Below are 15,996 nucleotides of genomic sequence, written 5' to 3' on the forward strand. Positions count from 1 at the left end.
CGACGCCGACCCGGCCGCACCACGTGCGCCGGGTCGGCGTTGTTGGTGAAACGGCATTCAAACCACTGAAGGACCCACGGTGAACCTCGACGAGTTGCTCAAGGAGTATTCCGAGCTGGAGCTGCAGCTTGCCGACCCCGCCGTGCACGCCGACCAGAACAAGGCCCGCACACTCGGCCGGCGCTACAGCCAGCTCACCCCGATCGTCAGCACCTACCGGGAGCTCGACACGGCCCGCGAGGACCTGACGGCGGCCAAGGAACTGGCCGGCGAGGACGAGGGGTTCGCGGCCGAGGCGGCCGAGATCGAGGAGCGCATCCCGCAGCTTGAGGAGAAGCTCAAGCACCTGCTCATCCCGCGCGACCCCAACGATGACAAAGACATCATCATGGAGATCAAGGCGGGCGAGGGCGGCGAGGAGTCCGCGCTGTTCGCCGGCGACCTGCTGCGGATGTACCTGCGCTACGCCGAGCGCCTCGGCTGGAAGACCGAGATCATCGACACCCAGCCCTCCGACCTCGGCGGCTACAAAGACGTCACGGTCGGCATCAAGGCCAAGGGCGACGAGGGCGTGTGGTCCAGGCTCAAGTTCGAGGGCGGCGTCCACCGCGTGCAGCGGGTGCCCGTCACCGAGTCCCAGGGCCGCATCCACACCAGCGCCGCGGGCGTGCTGGTCTACCCGGAGGCGGAGGAGGTCGACGTCCAGATCGACCCCAACGACCTGCGCATCGACGTCTACCGCTCCAGCGGTCCCGGTGGCCAGAGCGTCAACACGACCGACTCGGCCGTGCGCATCACCCACCTGCCCACGGGCGTGGTCGTCTCCTGCCAGAACGAGAAGAGCCAGCTCCAGAACAAGGAGTCGGCGATGCGCATCCTGCGTGCCCGCCTGCTGGCCGTGGCCCAGGAGCAGGCCGACGCCGCGGCGCAGGCCGAGCGCAAGTCGCAGGTCCGCACGGTCGACCGTTCCGAGCGCATCCGCACGTACAACTTTCCCGAGAACCGGATTTCCGACCACCGCGTAGGCTTCAAGGCGTATAACCTCGACCAGGTTCTCGACGGCGAGCTCAACGCCGTCACCCAGGCACTCATCGACGCCGAGATGGCGGAGAAGCTCGCACAACACTCATGACATTTCTGCTGGACGAGATCGCTCTGGCCACCGCCCGGCTCGCCGAGGCAGGTGTGCCTTCGCCGCGCACCGACGCGGAGGAGATCGCGGCGTTCGTCCACGGCGTGCGCAGGAGCGAGCTCCACACGGTCAAGGACTCCGACTTCGACGCGCTGTTCTGGGAGGGCATCGCCCGGCGCGAGGCGCGTGAGCCGCTGCAGCACATCACCGGCCACGCCTACTTCCGCTACCTGGAGCTCGCGGTCGGCCCCGGCGTGTTCGTGCCGCGGCCGGAGACCGAGGTCATGGCCGGGTGGGCGATCGAGACCCTGCGCGCCATGGACGTGACGGCGCCCCTCGTCGTCGACCTCGGCACCGGCTCGGGGGCCATCGCGCTGTCGATCGCCCAGGAGGTCGCGCTCGCCGAGGTGCACGCCGTCGAGGTCGACCCCGCGGCCTACACCTGGGCCAAGCGCAACATCTCCGAGCTGGGCCAGGGGCGTACGCACCTGCATCCGGAAGACCTCGCCGAAGCCCTTCCCGAGCTCAACGGCAAGGTCGACCTGGTGATCTCCAACCCGCCGTACATCCCGCCCGGCGCCATCCCGCGCGACCCCGAGGTCCGCGACTACGACCCCTCCCGGGCCCTCTACGGCTCCGGCGACGACGGCCTCGGCGAGGTGCGCGCGGTCGAACGCACCGCCCGCCGCCTGCTGCGTCCCGGCGGCTGGGTGGCCGTCGAACACGCCGACGAGCAGGGCAGGGCCGTCTATCTGACCTTCCCGGAGGACAACGGCTGGCGCGACGTCCGCCTGCGCCAGGACCTCACCCGAAGGGACCGCTTCGTCACGGCCAGACTCGGCCAGGACTAGGATGCACGCCGTGGGAAGACGCTTTGACTGCTCCGACCTCGACCAGCGCGCCGAGGGCCTGATCGAGGCCGCCACCGCCGTGCGCCGCGGCGAGCTGGTCGTGCTGCCGACCGACACCGTCTACGGCATCGGCGCCGACGCGTTCATGCCGCCGGCCGTCACCGCGCTGCTCGACGCCAAGGGGCGCGGCCGCGACATGCCGCCGCCAGTGCTCGTGGGCACCGTCAGAGCCGCCACAGCGCTCGTGGACGACCTCGGGCCCTACGGGCAGGATCTCATCGACGCCTTCTGGCCCGGGCCGCTCACGCTGGTCTGCAGGGCCAACAGGGCCCTTTCCTGGGACCTGGGCGACACCAAGGGCACGGTCGCCGTCCGCATGCCGCTCCACCCGGTCGCCCTCGACCTGCTCAAGGAGACCGGCCCGATGGCCGTCTCCAGCGCCAACCGCTCCGGCGCCCCCGCGGCGACGACGGCGGAGGAGGCAGAGGAGCAGCTCGGCGACTCGGTCGCGGTCTATCTCGACGGCGGCAAGACCACCGACAACACGCCCTCGACCATCCTCGACCTCACCACGGCGGTGCCCCGGATGTTGCGTCGCGGCGCGATCCCCGTCGAGAAGCTGCGCGGCATCATCGGCTACGTCGCCACCGACGACTGACGTATACCGTCTTTGCATCCCGGCTGCGGCGACGCCACGGCCGCGATTACCGTGAGTCCCGGAACGGCGACACGTCCGGGAGTGGCCCATGGGCAAGTTCGACGGCATGGATCCGCAGCTGGTCCGTGACCTGCTGGCCGAGGTCAAGCACGCGTCCTCGGCGCTGCGCACGGCCGAGGACCAGGTCAGGGCGGTGCTGAGCCGTGCCGGGCTGTCCGCGCGGAGCACACACCGTCCGGTCCAGGTGGCCGACTCCGCCGATCACATGGTCAAGGACGTCAACGCGCGACTGGCCGTTCTGGAGAAGCGCGCCGACGGGAAGCTGGGCGACACGTCGAAGACGGGCGGCGGCGGCACGGCCGACGAGCCCAAGGATTCGCCGGGCAGCCGCGACGACAAGTACGGCAACCCCCGCGCCGACGACCCGCCCAAGCACACCGACCCCGCCCACCCCGCACACCCCGCCGACCCGAAGCCCACCCACCCCTCCACCCCCAAGGACCACGACCCGAAACCCACCGACCCACCCCCGAAAACCCCCGATACCAAGCCCACGGACCCGCCTGCGTCGAAAGACCACGACCCCAAGCCGACGGACCCACCCGCGTCGAGGGACCACGACCCCAAGCCGACGGATCCGCCGACGCCCAAGGACCCCGACAGCAAGACCGGCGACGAGGGTGCCAAGGCCGACGGCGACGGGAAGGCGTGCGACGGCGCCGACAAGGACACCGGGACCAGTGGAAACGACACCAGGACCGACGACCGGACCGCCGACCGTACCGACGACCGGACCGGTGAGCGGACCGACGACCGGACCGGTGAGCGGACCGGTGACCGCACAGACGGCCGCAGCGACGGCAGCAGCGACGGCAGCAGCGACGGCAGCACCGACGACCCCAAGGCTCCCGACCAGGACAGCAGACGCGACCGGGGAGCGGAGGCCGACACCGGGACGACCGACGTCCCCGCGAAGGATCAGCCGGACGACCCGCACAAGCCGCAGGTCGTGGTGGTCGACGGCGTGAAGGTCCTCCAGGTCCCCATCGACCCGCCCACGGCCGAACAACTGGAGTCCCTGCTCAAGAACGTCGACAACGTGCAGCCCGCCGACATGCCGACCGTGCACGCCGACGGCGGTGCGGCGACGGAGGGCGGAGGCGAAGGGCTGTCGGTGCCGACAGGAGAGGGCGGCACCGACCCCTCGACGACCACCTCAGGCAACACCACCGGCCACCACCCCGGCACCCCAACCGCCACCGGCCACCCGTACGGCACTGCACCCGCGACCGGTCACCCCTACGGCGCTGCAACGGCCGCCGGTCACCCCTACGGCGCTGCAACGGCCGCCGGTCACCCCAATGGCACGTCGGAAGGCACGGGCGCCCACTTCGGCACCGCAGGCGACACGACCTCCCACAACGGCACCCAAGGCGATGCGGCCACCCCCTCCGGCACCACCGGAGACACCTACGGCGGCCCCACCGGGGACACAGGCGCCCACCAAGGCACCCCAGGGGACGCGGGCAACACCCACGGCACCCACGCCGACGGCGCCTCCTCCACCCCGACCCGCCCCGACGCCACCACCGGCACCCAGCCCATCGGCGACACCGGCCGGGCCGACGGCGCAAATGGCCACACGGACACCGGCACAGGCCGGGCCGACGGCCCCAACGGCGGCGCGAACAGCGACACCGGCCGCTCCGACGGCGGCACCACGGACACCGGCCGCACTGACGGCACCGCCTGCGCCGACGACAAGGCCGCGAACGGCACCCGCACCGACGCGGACACCGCCAACGGCAGCCGCGACGCCGGCAGCGGCACCGGCGGCAACACCGACGGTGGGCGCGCGGATGGTGGGCGCGCGGACGGCGGGCGTGGCGGCGTGGGGACCGGTGGTGGTGCGGCTGATGCTGGTCGGGCTGATGGCGGTGCCGTGAACGGGGGTCGTGACGTCGGTGGCGGGTACGGCGATGGCGGGTACGGAGATGGTGGGCGTGCTGATGGCGGCGCGGGTAACGGACGTGCCGATGGGGGCGCGGGTAACGGGCGTGCCGATGTAGGGACCGGCGGTGGGGCCGCTGATGCCGGGCGTGCTGATGGTGGCGTGGCGGACGCCGGTCGGGCCGGTGCGGACGGTGGAGCGGCAGGGCGGGGTGACGGGTCTGCTGGGGTGCGGATTCCGCCTACGGCGCCTGGGGGAGGGGCGGCCGTCTCTGCTGGTGGGGACGTCTCTGCTGGAGGGGACGTATCGGCTGGTGGTGGCGATACAGGGCGTCATGGCGCGGCTGTTTACGGCGGCGGGGGGCATGGTGTCGGAGGTCATGGTGATGGCGGGGCGCAGGGCTTGGACGGCGGGGGCGCCGGTGGGAAGTGGGTGAGTGAAGGGGACGGGGTGGTGGCTGTGGATGTGTCCGCGGCCAGGCCGGAGGCGATCAGGACTTTGATCGACGATGTCCGCGACATTCAGCCGCTCGACATGCCGTCCGTGGAGGCTCCGCCCGGTGAGTACGGCGAGGGTGACTGGGCGCCCAGGGACATCAGGCCGGACGGTCCATCGGGTGAGGCCGATCCCGGGACGCCGGGAAGGAGCGTGTGATGTACGTCGACCCGCCCGCGCCCAGGCCCAGGAGCAGAGACGAGATGCCGCCCGTCACCGCCGCGGGCCCGCTGGACAACCAGCCGCTGGCCTACGAGTTCAACCCCGACTACGAACGTCTCGTCACCGCCTGGAACACCGTCATGCCCATGCTGGAGAAGCTCAGCACGGCCCTCGACAAGGCGTACGCGCTGGCCAAGAGCCCGCAGACCTGGGACGCGCCGGTCGGCGATCGATATGTGCAGGACATCCGGGAATGGCGGTCGAAGCTGGCTCTCTACCGTCACGCCGTGCTCACCGCGATCAGCGATCAGGCCGACGACACCCCGAGGTGGATCCCCAGCCAGACCGGCGCACCACACGCCTTCCCCTGACCTCCGCCTTCCCGGCGCTTCGCGGTCAGTGAGGTTCGCGCTCTCGGCGCTTCGCGGTCGCCGCCCTCTGGCCTTCGCAGGTGAACGCCCTCATGGCTCCTGACCGGCACGGATCCCATGCCCTCGCAAGCGACCGCCCTCGCAGCGCGGCTTTCTGGGCAAAACGGACATGCGGTCGTACAGTGGAGAAATGGGTGGGGAGCCGTACTACGGGCCCGACTTCGGGCGGTTGCGGCGGCAGGATCCGGAGCTGGCGCAGGTGCTGCTCGACGAGCTCGAACGCGAACGCGCCGGCATCCAGCTGATCGCCGGCGAGAACTTCACCTCCCCCGCGGTCATGGCCGCCCTGGGCTCCACCCTCACCAACAAGTACGCCGAGGGCTACCCCGGCAGGCGCTACTACGGCGGCTGCGAGGTCGTCGACCGGGCCGAACGGCTGGCGGTGGAGCGGGCCCGCAGGCTGTTCGGGGCCGAGCACGTCAACGTCCAGCCGCATTCCGGCGCGAGCGCCAACCTGGCCGCCTACGCCGCCCTGCTCCAGCCCGGCGACACCATGCTCGCCATGGCGCTCCCGCACGGCGGCCACCTCACGCACGGCTCGAAGGCGAACTTCTCGGGACGATGGTTCGACGTCGCCTCCTACGGCGTGCGGCGCGACACCGAGCTCATCGACTACGACGAGGTGCGCGACCTGGCGCTGCGACGCCGGCCCAAGGTGATCGTGTGCGGCGCGACGGCGTACCCGAGGCTGATCGACTTCTCGGTCTTCCGCGGCATCGCCGACGAGGTGGGCGCGTGGTTGCTGGCCGACGTGGCGCACCCGATCGGGCTGATGGCGGGCGGGGTGATCCCGTCGGCGGTGCCGTACGCGGACGTCGTGACGCTGACCACGCACAAGGTGCTGCGCGGGCCGCGCGGCGGCGCGATCCTGTGCACGGAGGAGCTGGCCGGCAAGATCGACCGGGCGGTGTTCCCGTTCGTGCAGGGCGGGCCGCTGATGCACGCGGTGGCGGCCAAGGCGGTGGCGTTCGGGGAGGCGCTGCGGCCGGAGTTCGCCGAGTACGCGGGCCGCGTCGTCGCCAACGCCCGCACGCTCGCCGGCGCCCTGGACGGGGCGGGCATGCGTCCGGTCACCGGCGGCACCGACACCCACCTGGCCCTGATCGACCTGCGTGAGCTGGGCGTCTCGGGCGCCGAGGCCGAACGGCGCTGCGCGGCCGCCGGCATCACGCTCAACCGCAACGTCATCCCCTACGATCCGGAGCCGGCGGCCGTCACCTCCGGGATCCGGGTGGGCACGGCGTGCGTGACCACGCAGGGCATGGGCCCGCGGGAGATGGAAGAGGTGGGAAGTCTGCTGTCGATGTCCGTGCGCGACCCGGACGTAGCGCCCGAGGTCAGGGAAAGAGTGGCGGCGATTCTCGCCATCCATCAGCCATATCTCAGCGAATATTAAGCTGGTCTGTGTCGGTTTCCGGTCACAGCTGGCCGGAGCATCCGGGAAACTAGGTCCGTGCGCGAATACCTGTTCATGGCGCTCATCTCGGCAGCGGTGACGTATCTGCTGGTCCCGCTGGTGCGCCGCTTCGCCATCCGCATCGGCGCCATGCCCGAGGTTCGCGAGCGCGACGTGCACACCACGCCGACGCCGAGACTCGGCGGCCTGGCCATGTACGGCGGCCTGGTGGTCGGCCTGCTGGTCGCCAGCCAGCTGAAACACACGGGCGCGGCGCTGTCGGAGTACGACGGCAAAGCCGTCACCGCGTTGATCGTCGCCGGCGGCCTGATCACGCTCACCGGCTTCCTCGACGACTGGTGGGGCATGGACGCCTTCATCAAGCTCGGCGGGCAGATCGCGGCGGCGGGCGTGCTGGTCTACTTCGACCTGCGGCTGCTCTACATCCCGCTGCCGAAGGACTGGGGCGGCTCCACCAGCCTCGACTACACGCTGAGCACGATCATCACCATCATGATCGTGGTGGTCACCATCAACGCCGTGAACTTCGTCGACGGCCTCGACGGGCTCGCGGCCGGCATCGTGTGCATCGCCGCCATGGCCACGTGGGCGTACTCGATCCTGCTGGCCCAGAGCATGAGCGTGGGGAACATCACCACGACGGCGGCCATCGCGGCCGTCCTCATCGGCACGTGCCTGGGCTTCCTGCCGCACAACTTCCATCCGGCCAAGATCTTCATGGGCGACACCGGGGCGATGCTGATCGGGCTGGTGCTCGCCTCCTCGATCGTCACGGTGACGCCGCTCGACCCGGCCGCCATCGAGGACATGAACAAGGTCCCGGTGCTGCTGCCGCTGATGCTGCCGGCGGCGGTGCTGGTCCTGCCGCTGATCGACCTGATCACTGCCGTGGTCCGGCGCACGTCCCACGGCATGTCGCCGTTCGCGCCCGACCGGGGTCACCTGCACCACCGGCTGCTGGACATCGGCCACTCGCACCGCCGCTCGGTGCTGATCATGTACGCGTGGGCGTTCCTGTTCGCCTTCGGCCTGGTGGCGATGTCCCGCGAGGGCGTGCCGGTGCTGCTGTTCGTGGTGGTCATCGTGCTGGCGCTGGCGGTGCTCGTCCTGATGGCCGCGCCGCGGTGGCGGGGGAGGGGCGGCGCGCACGCCGCCACGCGCGACAAGCAGCCCGACGACGACGGCCCGCCCACCGGCCCGATGCCGCCGATCGGCCCGGACACCCAGGTCAGGCGGCAGATGCCGCCGCAGGGCGGCCCTTCGGCGCAGGAACGCGCGAGTGCCGAGGGCAAACCGGTCATTCCTGCATTTCCGAGCCGTCCGTGATCGGGAACTAGAAACGGCAGGTAAAAGCGGTCTTCCGTGAGCTTGTGATATCTTTCACGAGCAGGGACCTCCAGACGCACATGTTCTGGAGGTAGCAAACGCTCGCTTGACAACATGCTGATGGAGCACCGATGCAGGCCAACGACGTGCGCGTACTCAAGAGCGCCGCTGTTCCGACCTTCGCGGTCGGGGTGGTCGCGGTCATCGTGGCGTTCCTCCTGGCGGGCGGCAAGGGAGCGCTCGGCGCGGCCCTCGGCACCTTGCTCGTCGGGGTTTTCTTCAGCATCAGCGTGGTAGCGGTCTCCTATGCCGCACGCGTCTCCCCGCAGATGATGGCGATCGCGGCGATGGTCAGCTACCTCGTCAAAGTCGTCGCCATCATGGTGGTGCTGTCCGCCTTCCGTGAGACCACCGCCTGGAACACCCAGGCCTTCGCGTGGTCCGTGGTCGGATGCACGCTCGTCTGGACCGGATTCGAGGTCCGCGCGTTCATGAAGACCAAGATGCTCTACGTCGACCCCGAAGCCTCGGTCCCCGGAAAGGGCGACTCATGAGGCAGGTAAAGGGATGGGGTCCGATATGACTAGTCCTCCACTCGCCTGCTATCGTCGGGGCCGCGATGAGCGCACAGGAACGCCGGCCGGAACACGACGGTCGCGACTTCTCCGATGCCATGTGGTCAGTCCCCAGCTATCTGCTCGCCGGGATGGCGGTCTATGGCGGTCTCGGGTGGTTGCTGGACCGGTGGCTCGACATGTCCGCGTTCTTCCCCATAGGCGTGGTCCTTGGGGTCGTGCTCGGCGGCTACGCGGTCTACCGGAAGTTCGGTCGCTAACCCGACGCAGCGATCGCCTCGCTGAGGAAACCCTTGTGATCCACTACGACGTTGAAGGGAACGCCGCGTGATTGCGCTGACGGTCCTCGCCCCCGAAGACAACTTCCGGGCGCCATCGCCCGATGAGCTGTTCAATTCGTTCACGCCGATCATCCCCGGGGTGACCTGGTTCACCAAGCCGGTGCTGCTGGCGATGCTCAGCGCGCTCGTGGTGATCGCCGTGTGCTGGGTGGCCTTCGCCAAGCCGAAGCTCGTGCCGAGGGGCACCCAGAACGTCGTCGAGTACGGCTACATGTTCGTCCGTGACCAGATCGCCCGGCCGTTCCTCGGCAAGGACGCCGATCGGTGGATGGGCCTGCTGGTCACGCTCTTCTTCCTGGTCCTTTTCTGGAACATCCTCGGCGTGATCCCGCTCGCGCAGTTCCCGGTCGCCTCGCACATCGCGTTCCCGGCCGTGCTCGCGCTCTCGATCTACGCGATCAAGGTCTACCTGGGCGTCAAGCACCAGGGCGGCATCGGTTACTTCAAGAACATGATGTTCCCGCCCGGCCTGCCCAAGCCGATCTACTTCCTTCTGGCGCCGATCGAGTTCCTGTCGAACATGATCATCGCGCCGTTCACGCACGCTGTCCGACTGTTCGCGAACATGTTCGCCGGTCACATGCTGCTCGCGTTCTTCAGCATGGTCGGCTTCTGGTTCCTGTTCGAGAAGCTGACGCCCCTGGGCGCACCCGTCGGCGTGGTGGGCGTGCTCATGACGATCATCCTGACCGGGTTCGAGATGTTCATCCAGTTCCTGCAGGCGTTCCTGTTCGCGATGCTGGCGGCGATGTACATCGGCGGCGCGCTGCACCCGGATCACTGAGAACCACATACCGGAATATCCATGACCGGTGGGACTCCCTTCACCGGCCGTCCAGTAAAGGAAATAGCAATGAGCGTTCTCGCTGAGGTCTCCGGCAACGTCACCGCCATCGGTTACGGTCTCGCCGCCATCGGCCCCGGCATCGGCGTCGGCATCATCTTCGGTCAGGGCGTGCAGGCCATCGCGCGTCAGCCCGAGGCTTACGGCCTGATCCGCCAGAACATGCTCCTCGGCTTCGTCCTCACCGAGGCCCTCGCCCTGATCGGTCTGGTCGCGCCGTTCATCTTCCAGGCCATCTAAGACCAGAAGAATCCCTGACGAAAGGCTGCACCCATGATTAAGGCAGCTACGCTCCTCGCGCAGGAGGAGGGTGCGAACCCGCTCCTTCCGCACACGTTCGAGCTCGTCGTCGGTATCTTCTCGTTCCTCGTCGTCCTCCTCGTCGTCGGCAAGATTCTCGTTCCGCGCATCCAGAAGACTCTGGCCGAGCGGACCGACGCGATCGAGGGTGGCATCAAGAGGGCTGAGGAGGCCCAGGCCGAGGCGCAGAACCTCCAGCGGCAGTACGCGCAGCAGCTTGAGGAGGCCCGCCGCGAGGCCGGCCGGCTCCGTGAAGAGGCTCGCGAGCAGGCCGCGCAGATCAAGGCGGAGCTCCGCGAGGAGGCGCAGGCCGAGGCCCGTCGTCTCGTCGAGGCCGCGCACGCCCAGATCGAGGCCGACCGCGCCGCCGCGTTCGCGCAGCTCCGCACGGAGATCGGCCGTCTGTCCACCGAGCTGGCCGGCCGCATCGTCGGCGAGTCCCTGGAGGACGAGGTCCGCCAGAGCCGGATCGTGGACAGGTTCCTCGACGAGCTTGAGAGCAGCAACGCGCAGGCGGTGCGCTAATGCGAGGTCTGAGCAGGACCTCGTTGGCAGAGGTCGAGGAGCGCTTCAACGCGGTCGCGGGCAGCGCCGACCTCGGCGCGCTCTCCGACGAGTTGTTCGCCGTCGCGGATCTGCTCGACCGCGAGCACGGCCTGCGCCGCGCGCTGTCCGACCCGGCCAGGGCCGCCGAGCAGAAGGCGGGCACCGTCCGCGCCCTGCTCGGTGGCAAGGTCTCCGAGGCGGCCCTCGCCACGACCGAGGCCGCGGTCTCGGTCCGGTGGTCGCGCGCGGGTGACCTGGCCGACTCGCTCGAACGGCTCGGCGTCGTCGCCGCCGCCGCCGAGGCGGAGGGCCAGTCCAGGCTCGACGACGTCGAGGACGAGCTCTTCCGCTTCGGCCGTATCGTCGCCGCCAACCCCGACCTCCGACGCGCGCTCGCCGACGCGGCCGCGCCCGCGGAGGGCAAGCGGCAGCTGCTGAGCGACCTGCTCGGTGGCAAGGTGGCCCCCACCAGCCAGCGCCTGATCACGCAGCTGGCGGTGCACCCGCGAGGGCGTAGCCTGGAAGCGGGCTTGGAGGAGTTCGGCCAGCTCGTGGCCCAGCAGCGCCAGCGCCTGGTGGCGGTCGTGCGCAGCGCGGTCGAGCTGTCCGACGCGCAGAAGCAGCGACTGGCCGACTGGCTGCGCACCTCCTACGGTCGTGACGTGCACCTGAACGTCGAGGTGGACAAGCGAGTGCTCGGTGGGTTCTCGGTCCGCATCGGCGACGAGATGATCGACACCACGATCGTGGGACGAATTGAAGAAGTCCGCCGCCGGTTGGCCGGCTGAGGCGCAGTGAGCGCCGAATGAATAGGGAGACAGAGTAGAGATGGCGGAGCTTACGATCCGGCCGGACGAGATCCGGGACGCGCTTGAGCGCTTCGTCCAGGCGTACGAACCGGAAGGCGCCGCGCGCGAGGAGATCGGGACCGTCGTCGACGCCGGCGACGGCATTGCCCATGTCTCCGGCCTTCCCTCGGCGATGGCGAACGAGCTGCTCGAGTTCGAGGACGGCACGCGCGGCCTGGCCCTGAACCTCGACCCCCGAGAGATCGGCGTCGTGGTCCTGGGCGACTTCAGCCACATCGAGGAGGGCCAGACGGTCCGCCGGACGGGCGAGGTCCTGTCCGTGCCCGTCGGCGACAACTTCCTCGGCCGCGTGGTCGACCCGCTCGGCAACCCCCTCGACGGCAAGGGCGCGATCGAGGCCGAGGGCCTGCGCGCCCTCGAACTGCAGGCCCCCTCGGTCGTCCAGCGGCAGCCGGTGAAGCAGCCGCTGCAGACCGGCATCAAGGCGATCGACGCCATGACGCCGATCGGCCGTGGCCAGCGCCAGCTGATCATCGGTGACCGTGGCACGGGCAAGACGGCCGTCGCCGTGGACACGATCATCAACCAGCGCGACAACTGGCTCTCGGGCGACCCCGAGAAGCAGGTGCGCTGCGTCTACGTCGCGGTCGGCCAGAAGGGCTCGACGATCGCCCAGGTGCGTTCCCGTCTCGAAGAGGCCGGCGCCCTGGAGTACACGACGATCGTCGCCGCCCCGGCCTCCGACCCGGCTGGTTACAAGTACATCTCCCCGTACACCGGTTCGGCCATCGGCCAGCACTGGATGTACCAGGGCAAGCACGTCCTCATCATCTTCGACGACCTCACCAAGCAGGCCGACGCCTACCGCGCGGTCTCGCTGCTGCTTCGCCGCCCGCCGGGCCGCGAGGCGTTCCCCGGTGACGTCTTCTACCTCCACTCCCGCCTGCTGGAGCGCTGCGCCAAGCTCTCCAGTGACATGGGCGGCGGCTCGATGACCGGTCTTCCGATCATCGAGACGAAGGGCAACGACGTGTCGGCGTTCATCCCGACCAACGTCATCTCCATCACCGACGGCCAGTGCTTCCTGGAGACCGACTACTTCAACGCCGGTATCCGTCCCGCCATCAACGTCGGTATCTCGGTCTCCCGAGTCGGTGGCTCGGCGCAGATCAAGGCGATGCGCAAGGTGGCTGGCACGCTGCGTCTGTCGCTGTCGCAGTACCGCGACCTGGAGGCCTTCGCGGCCTTCGCCTCCGACCTGGACGCGGCCTCCCGCGCCCAGCTGGAGCGCGGTCAGCGCCTGACCGAGCTGCTCATCCAGCCGCAGTACTCGCCGTTCCCCGTGGAGCGTCAGGTCGTGTCGGTGTGGGCGGGCACGACGGGTGAGCTCGACGAGGTTCCGGTCGAGGACATCCGCCGCTTCGAGCAGGAGTTCCTCGACTACCTGCAGAGCAGCCACAAGGGCATCTTCGACAGCATCCGTGAGACCAACGAGCTGTCGGACGACGCGGTGACCAGCCTCAAGGACGCCGTCACGGAGTTCAAGAAGGGCTTCACCACCTCCTCGGGCGAGCTCCTGGTCAAGGACGAGCCGGTGGCGCCGCTCGAAGCCGGCGAGGTCGGCCAGGAGAAGATCAAGAAGGTCGTCCGTCCGGCGACGGAGAAGTAGCTCATGGGTGCCCAGCTAAGGCTGCTGCGGCGGCGGATCAAGTCGGTCAAGTCGACCGCCAAGATCACGCGTGCCCAGGAGCTCATCGCCTCCTCGCGGATCGTGAAGGCGCAGATGCGGATGCAGGCGGCGCTGCCGTACGAGCGTGAGATCACTCGCGCCGTCACCGGCGTCGTCAGCAACGCGGCCAGCGTCGACCATCCGTTGACCGTGGCGAAGGAGAACCCCGCCAAGGCGGGCGTCCTCATCGTCACCAGCGACAGCGGGTTCTGTGGCGGCTTCAACGCCAACGTCCTGCGCGAGGCCGAGGCCCTGCGCGGGCTGCTGGAGAGCCGTGGCCTGACGGTGGTGCCGTTCGTCACCGGCCGGAAGGGTGTCACCTGGCACACCTTCCGCAACCGTACGATGGGCGGCCAGTGGGTCGGCTTCTCCAGGAAGCCGGCCTACGCCGACGCCAAGGAGATCGCGCAGACGCTGATCGACTCCTTCAAGGAAGAGGCGGGGATCGACGAGATCCACATCGTCTCGACCGAGTTCGTCTCGATGCTGACCCAGAACGTCGTGGTCAAGCGCGTGCTGCCGCTGGAGGTCGCGGAGACCGAGGCGACGGCCAGCGAGACGATCCCGCCGTACTTCGAGTTCGAGCCCACCGCGGGCGACGTGCTCGAATCGCTGCTGCCGCGCTATGTGGAGTCCCGCATCTTCACGGCGCTGCTGCAGTCGGCTGCTTCGGAGGAGGCCGCGCGCCGCCGCGCCATGAAGTCCGCCACGGACAACGCCAACGAGCTGATCCGCGTGTTCACCATGCAGATGAACCAGGCTCGCCAGGCCGAGATCACCCAGGAAATCAGCGAGATCGTCGGTGGCGCCAACGCGCTGGCTGACGCCGCAGCGGGGAAAGAGTGAAATGACTGCAGAGGCTGTTGAGACTGTTGAGCCCACGTCGGCCGGTGCCGGTCGTGTGGCCAGCGTCAAGGGGCCCGTCGTCGACGTGGAGTTCCCCGTCGAGGCGATGCCCGACATCTACAACGCGCTCAACGTCGAGGTGACCCTCGGCGGCGAGACCAAGACCCTGACCATGGAGGTCGCCCAGCACCTGGGTGACAACCTGGTCCGCGCCATCTCCATGCAGCCCACCGACGGCCTGGTCCGCGGTACGGCCGTCACCGACTCCGGCCACCCGATCTCGGTGCCCGTCGGCGACGTCGTCAAGGGTCACGTGTGGAACGCGCTCGGCGAGGCGCTCGACGTGCCGACCGCGTCGCTCCAGGTCACCGAGAAGTGGGGCATCCACCGGCCGTCCCCGCCCTTCGACCAGCTCGAGTCCCGTACCGAGATGCTGGTCACGGGTATCAAGGTCATCGACCTGCTCACCCCGTACGTGCAGGGTGGCAAGATCGGCCTGTTCGGTGGCGCCGGTGTGGGCAAGACGGTTCTCATCCAGGAGATGATCCGCCGTGTCGCCCGCAACTTCGGTGGCACCTCGGTGTTCGCCGGCGTCGGCGAGCGCACCCGTGAGGGCAACGACCTCTGGCTGGAGATGGAGGAGGCGGACGTCCTCAAGGACACCGCCCTCGTCTTCGGCCAGATGGACGAGCCGCCGGGCACCCGTCTGCGGGTGGCCCTGTCCGCGCTGACGATGGCGGAGTACTTCCGCGACGTGCAGAAGCAGGACGTGCTGCTGTTCATCGACAACATCTTCCGCTTCACGCAGGCGGGCTCGGAGGTCTCCACCCTCCTCGGCCGCATGCCGTCCGCGGTGGGTTACCAGCCGACGCTGGCCGACGAGATGGGTGTGCTCCAGGAGCGCATCACCTCGACGCGCGGTCACTCGATCACCTCCATGCAGGCGATCTACGTGCCCGCCGACGACATCACCGACCCGGCCCCGCACAACGCGTTCGCGCACCTCGACGCGCAGACCGTTCTGTCCCGGCCGATCTCGGAGAAGGGCATCTACCCCGCGGTGGACCCGCTCGACTCCACCTCCCGGATCCTCGACCCGCAGGTCGTGGGCGAGGAGCACTACCGGGTGGCCCAGGAGACCAAGCGGATCCTGCAGAAGTACCGCGAGCTCCAGGACATCATCGCGATCCTCGGTATCGACGAGCTGTCCGAAGAGGACAAGGTCACCGTGCAGCGGGCCCGCCGCATCGAGCGGTTCCTGTCGCACCCGATGTACGCCGCCGAGGCGTTCACCGGCCAGCCGGGCGAGAACGTCCCGCTGGACGAGACGATCGCCTCCTTCAAGGGCCTGTGCGCCGGCGAGTACGACCACCTGCCCGAGCAGGCGTTCTTCATGGTCGGCGGCATCGACCAGGCCGTGGCCAAGGCCAAGGAACTCGAGCGTCGCTGATCGCCCTACGGTAGCGGGGGGGGGGGGGGGGGCCCGGGGGCGGGGGGGGGGGGGGGGGGGCAGGCCGGGCGGGGGGGGGGGGGCGGGGGGGGGTTTGGACAGCGGCGGGGGTGATGGAGGGGGGGGGCGGCCA

16 protein-coding genes are annotated in these 15,996 nt (G+C 69.4%); all 16 read left to right on the top strand.

What is annotated here, in order from left to right:
* Positions 1-79: 79 nt before the first annotated feature.
* The 16 genes from prfA (at position 80) to atpD (ending at position 15,863) form a co-directional block, all read left to right on the top strand.
* Complete coding sequence (gene prfA / locus ACIBQ6_RS27570; RefSeq protein WP_358283426.1) at positions 80-1,132, top strand: peptide chain release factor 1; 1,053 nt, start codon at positions 80-82, stop codon at positions 1,130-1,132.
* Positions 1,129-1,983, top strand: a complete 855-nt coding sequence (gene prmC / locus ACIBQ6_RS27575) for a peptide chain release factor N(5)-glutamine methyltransferase (RefSeq protein ID WP_352320399.1) — start codon at positions 1,129-1,131, stop codon at positions 1,981-1,983. The genes prfA and prmC overlap by 4 nt, the downstream gene beginning before the upstream one ends.
* Before the next feature lies 1 nt (position 1,984).
* A complete protein-coding gene (locus ACIBQ6_RS27580) occupies positions 1,985-2,641 on the top strand; it encodes an L-threonylcarbamoyladenylate synthase (protein ID WP_357971048.1) in 657 nt (218 codons plus the stop codon).
* An 88-nt stretch (positions 2,642-2,729) separates the two neighbouring features.
* Positions 2,730-5,246 (top strand): hypothetical protein, encoded by a 2,517-nt coding sequence (locus ACIBQ6_RS27585; RefSeq protein WP_397215356.1) that lies wholly within the window; start codon positions 2,730-2,732, stop codon positions 5,244-5,246.
* Entirely contained in the window at positions 5,246-5,620 is a 375-nt protein-coding gene (locus tag ACIBQ6_RS27590) for a hypothetical protein (protein ID WP_352349993.1), read from the top strand. The genes ACIBQ6_RS27585 and ACIBQ6_RS27590 overlap by 1 nt, the downstream gene beginning before the upstream one ends.
* A gap of 190 nt (positions 5,621-5,810) precedes the next feature.
* The gene (gene glyA, locus ACIBQ6_RS27595; protein WP_397215358.1) at positions 5,811-7,076 is read left to right on the top strand and encodes a serine hydroxymethyltransferase; all 1,266 of its coding nucleotides are present in this window, start codon (positions 5,811-5,813) and stop codon (positions 7,074-7,076) included.
* 57 nt (positions 7,077-7,133) lie between these two features.
* Positions 7,134-8,423 carry an MraY family glycosyltransferase gene (locus tag ACIBQ6_RS27600; protein WP_358283433.1) on the top strand — a complete coding sequence of 430 codons (1,290 nt, stop codon included), beginning with the start codon at positions 7,134-7,136 and terminating at the stop codon, positions 8,421-8,423.
* A gap of 131 nt (positions 8,424-8,554) precedes the next feature.
* The gene (locus tag ACIBQ6_RS27605) at positions 8,555-8,977 is read left to right on the top strand and encodes a hypothetical protein (protein ID WP_352349999.1); all 423 of its coding nucleotides are present in this window, start codon (positions 8,555-8,557) and stop codon (positions 8,975-8,977) included.
* A 65-nt stretch (positions 8,978-9,042) separates the two neighbouring features.
* Positions 9,043-9,258, top strand: coding sequence for an AtpZ/AtpI family protein (locus ACIBQ6_RS27610; RefSeq protein WP_229824207.1), 216 nt, complete (start codon positions 9,043-9,045; stop codon positions 9,256-9,258).
* A 67-nt stretch (positions 9,259-9,325) separates the two neighbouring features.
* Positions 9,326-10,123, top strand: a complete 798-nt coding sequence (gene atpB / locus ACIBQ6_RS27615; RefSeq protein WP_358283435.1) for a F0F1 ATP synthase subunit A — start codon at positions 9,326-9,328, stop codon at positions 10,121-10,123.
* Between the two features lie 69 nt (positions 10,124-10,192).
* On the top strand, positions 10,193-10,423 hold the full coding sequence (gene atpE, locus ACIBQ6_RS27620) for an ATP synthase F0 subunit C (protein ID WP_132595523.1): 231 nt from the start codon (positions 10,193-10,195) through the stop codon (positions 10,421-10,423).
* A gap of 33 nt (positions 10,424-10,456) precedes the next feature.
* On the top strand, positions 10,457-11,008 hold the full coding sequence (locus tag ACIBQ6_RS27625) for a F0F1 ATP synthase subunit B (protein ID WP_352320415.1): 552 nt from the start codon (positions 10,457-10,459) through the stop codon (positions 11,006-11,008).
* Positions 11,008-11,817 (top strand): F0F1 ATP synthase subunit delta, encoded by an 810-nt coding sequence (locus tag ACIBQ6_RS27630; RefSeq protein ID WP_397162460.1) that lies wholly within the window; start codon positions 11,008-11,010, stop codon positions 11,815-11,817. Before ACIBQ6_RS27625 ends, ACIBQ6_RS27630 begins: the two co-directional genes overlap by 1 nt.
* Before the next feature lie 40 nt (positions 11,818-11,857).
* Positions 11,858-13,507, top strand: a complete 1,650-nt coding sequence (gene atpA, locus ACIBQ6_RS27635; protein WP_358283439.1) for a F0F1 ATP synthase subunit alpha — start codon at positions 11,858-11,860, stop codon at positions 13,505-13,507.
* A gap of 3 nt (positions 13,508-13,510) precedes the next feature.
* The gene (locus ACIBQ6_RS27640) at positions 13,511-14,413 is read left to right on the top strand and encodes a F0F1 ATP synthase subunit gamma (RefSeq protein ID WP_397215361.1); all 903 of its coding nucleotides are present in this window, start codon (positions 13,511-13,513) and stop codon (positions 14,411-14,413) included.
* Between the two features lies 1 nt (position 14,414).
* Positions 14,415-15,863, top strand: a complete 1,449-nt coding sequence (atpD, locus tag ACIBQ6_RS27645; protein ID WP_358283443.1) for a F0F1 ATP synthase subunit beta — start codon at positions 14,415-14,417, stop codon at positions 15,861-15,863.
* Positions 15,864-15,996 lie beyond the last annotated feature (133 nt).

The sequence above is a fragment of the Nonomuraea sp. NPDC049655 genome (assembly GCF_044465465.1).
Taxonomy (GTDB): Bacteria; Actinomycetota; Actinomycetes; order Streptosporangiales; family Streptosporangiaceae; genus Nonomuraea.

Coding starts and splice junctions, on each gene's coding strand:
- prmC (WP_352320399.1), top strand. CDS start 1,129: ATGACATTTCTGCTGGACGAGATCGCTCTGGCCACCGCCCGGCTCGCC.
- ACIBQ6_RS27580 (WP_357971048.1), top strand. CDS start 1,985: ATGCACGCCGTGGGAAGACGCTTTGACTGCTCCGACCTCGACCAGCGC.
- ACIBQ6_RS27585 (WP_397215356.1), top strand. CDS start 2,730: ATGGGCAAGTTCGACGGCATGGATCCGCAGCTGGTCCGTGACCTGCTG.
- ACIBQ6_RS27590 (WP_352349993.1), top strand. CDS start 5,246: ATGTACGTCGACCCGCCCGCGCCCAGGCCCAGGAGCAGAGACGAGATG.
- glyA (WP_397215358.1), top strand. CDS start 5,811: ATGGGTGGGGAGCCGTACTACGGGCCCGACTTCGGGCGGTTGCGGCGG.
- ACIBQ6_RS27605 (WP_352349999.1), top strand. CDS start 8,555: ATGCAGGCCAACGACGTGCGCGTACTCAAGAGCGCCGCTGTTCCGACC.
- ACIBQ6_RS27610 (WP_229824207.1), top strand. CDS start 9,043: ATGAGCGCACAGGAACGCCGGCCGGAACACGACGGTCGCGACTTCTCC.
- atpE (WP_132595523.1), top strand. CDS start 10,193: ATGAGCGTTCTCGCTGAGGTCTCCGGCAACGTCACCGCCATCGGTTAC.
- ACIBQ6_RS27625 (WP_352320415.1), top strand. CDS start 10,457: ATGATTAAGGCAGCTACGCTCCTCGCGCAGGAGGAGGGTGCGAACCCG.
- ACIBQ6_RS27630 (WP_397162460.1), top strand. CDS start 11,008: ATGCGAGGTCTGAGCAGGACCTCGTTGGCAGAGGTCGAGGAGCGCTTC.
- atpA (WP_358283439.1), top strand. CDS start 11,858: ATGGCGGAGCTTACGATCCGGCCGGACGAGATCCGGGACGCGCTTGAG.
- ACIBQ6_RS27640 (WP_397215361.1), top strand. CDS start 13,511: ATGGGTGCCCAGCTAAGGCTGCTGCGGCGGCGGATCAAGTCGGTCAAG.
- atpD (WP_358283443.1), top strand. CDS start 14,415: ATGACTGCAGAGGCTGTTGAGACTGTTGAGCCCACGTCGGCCGGTGCC.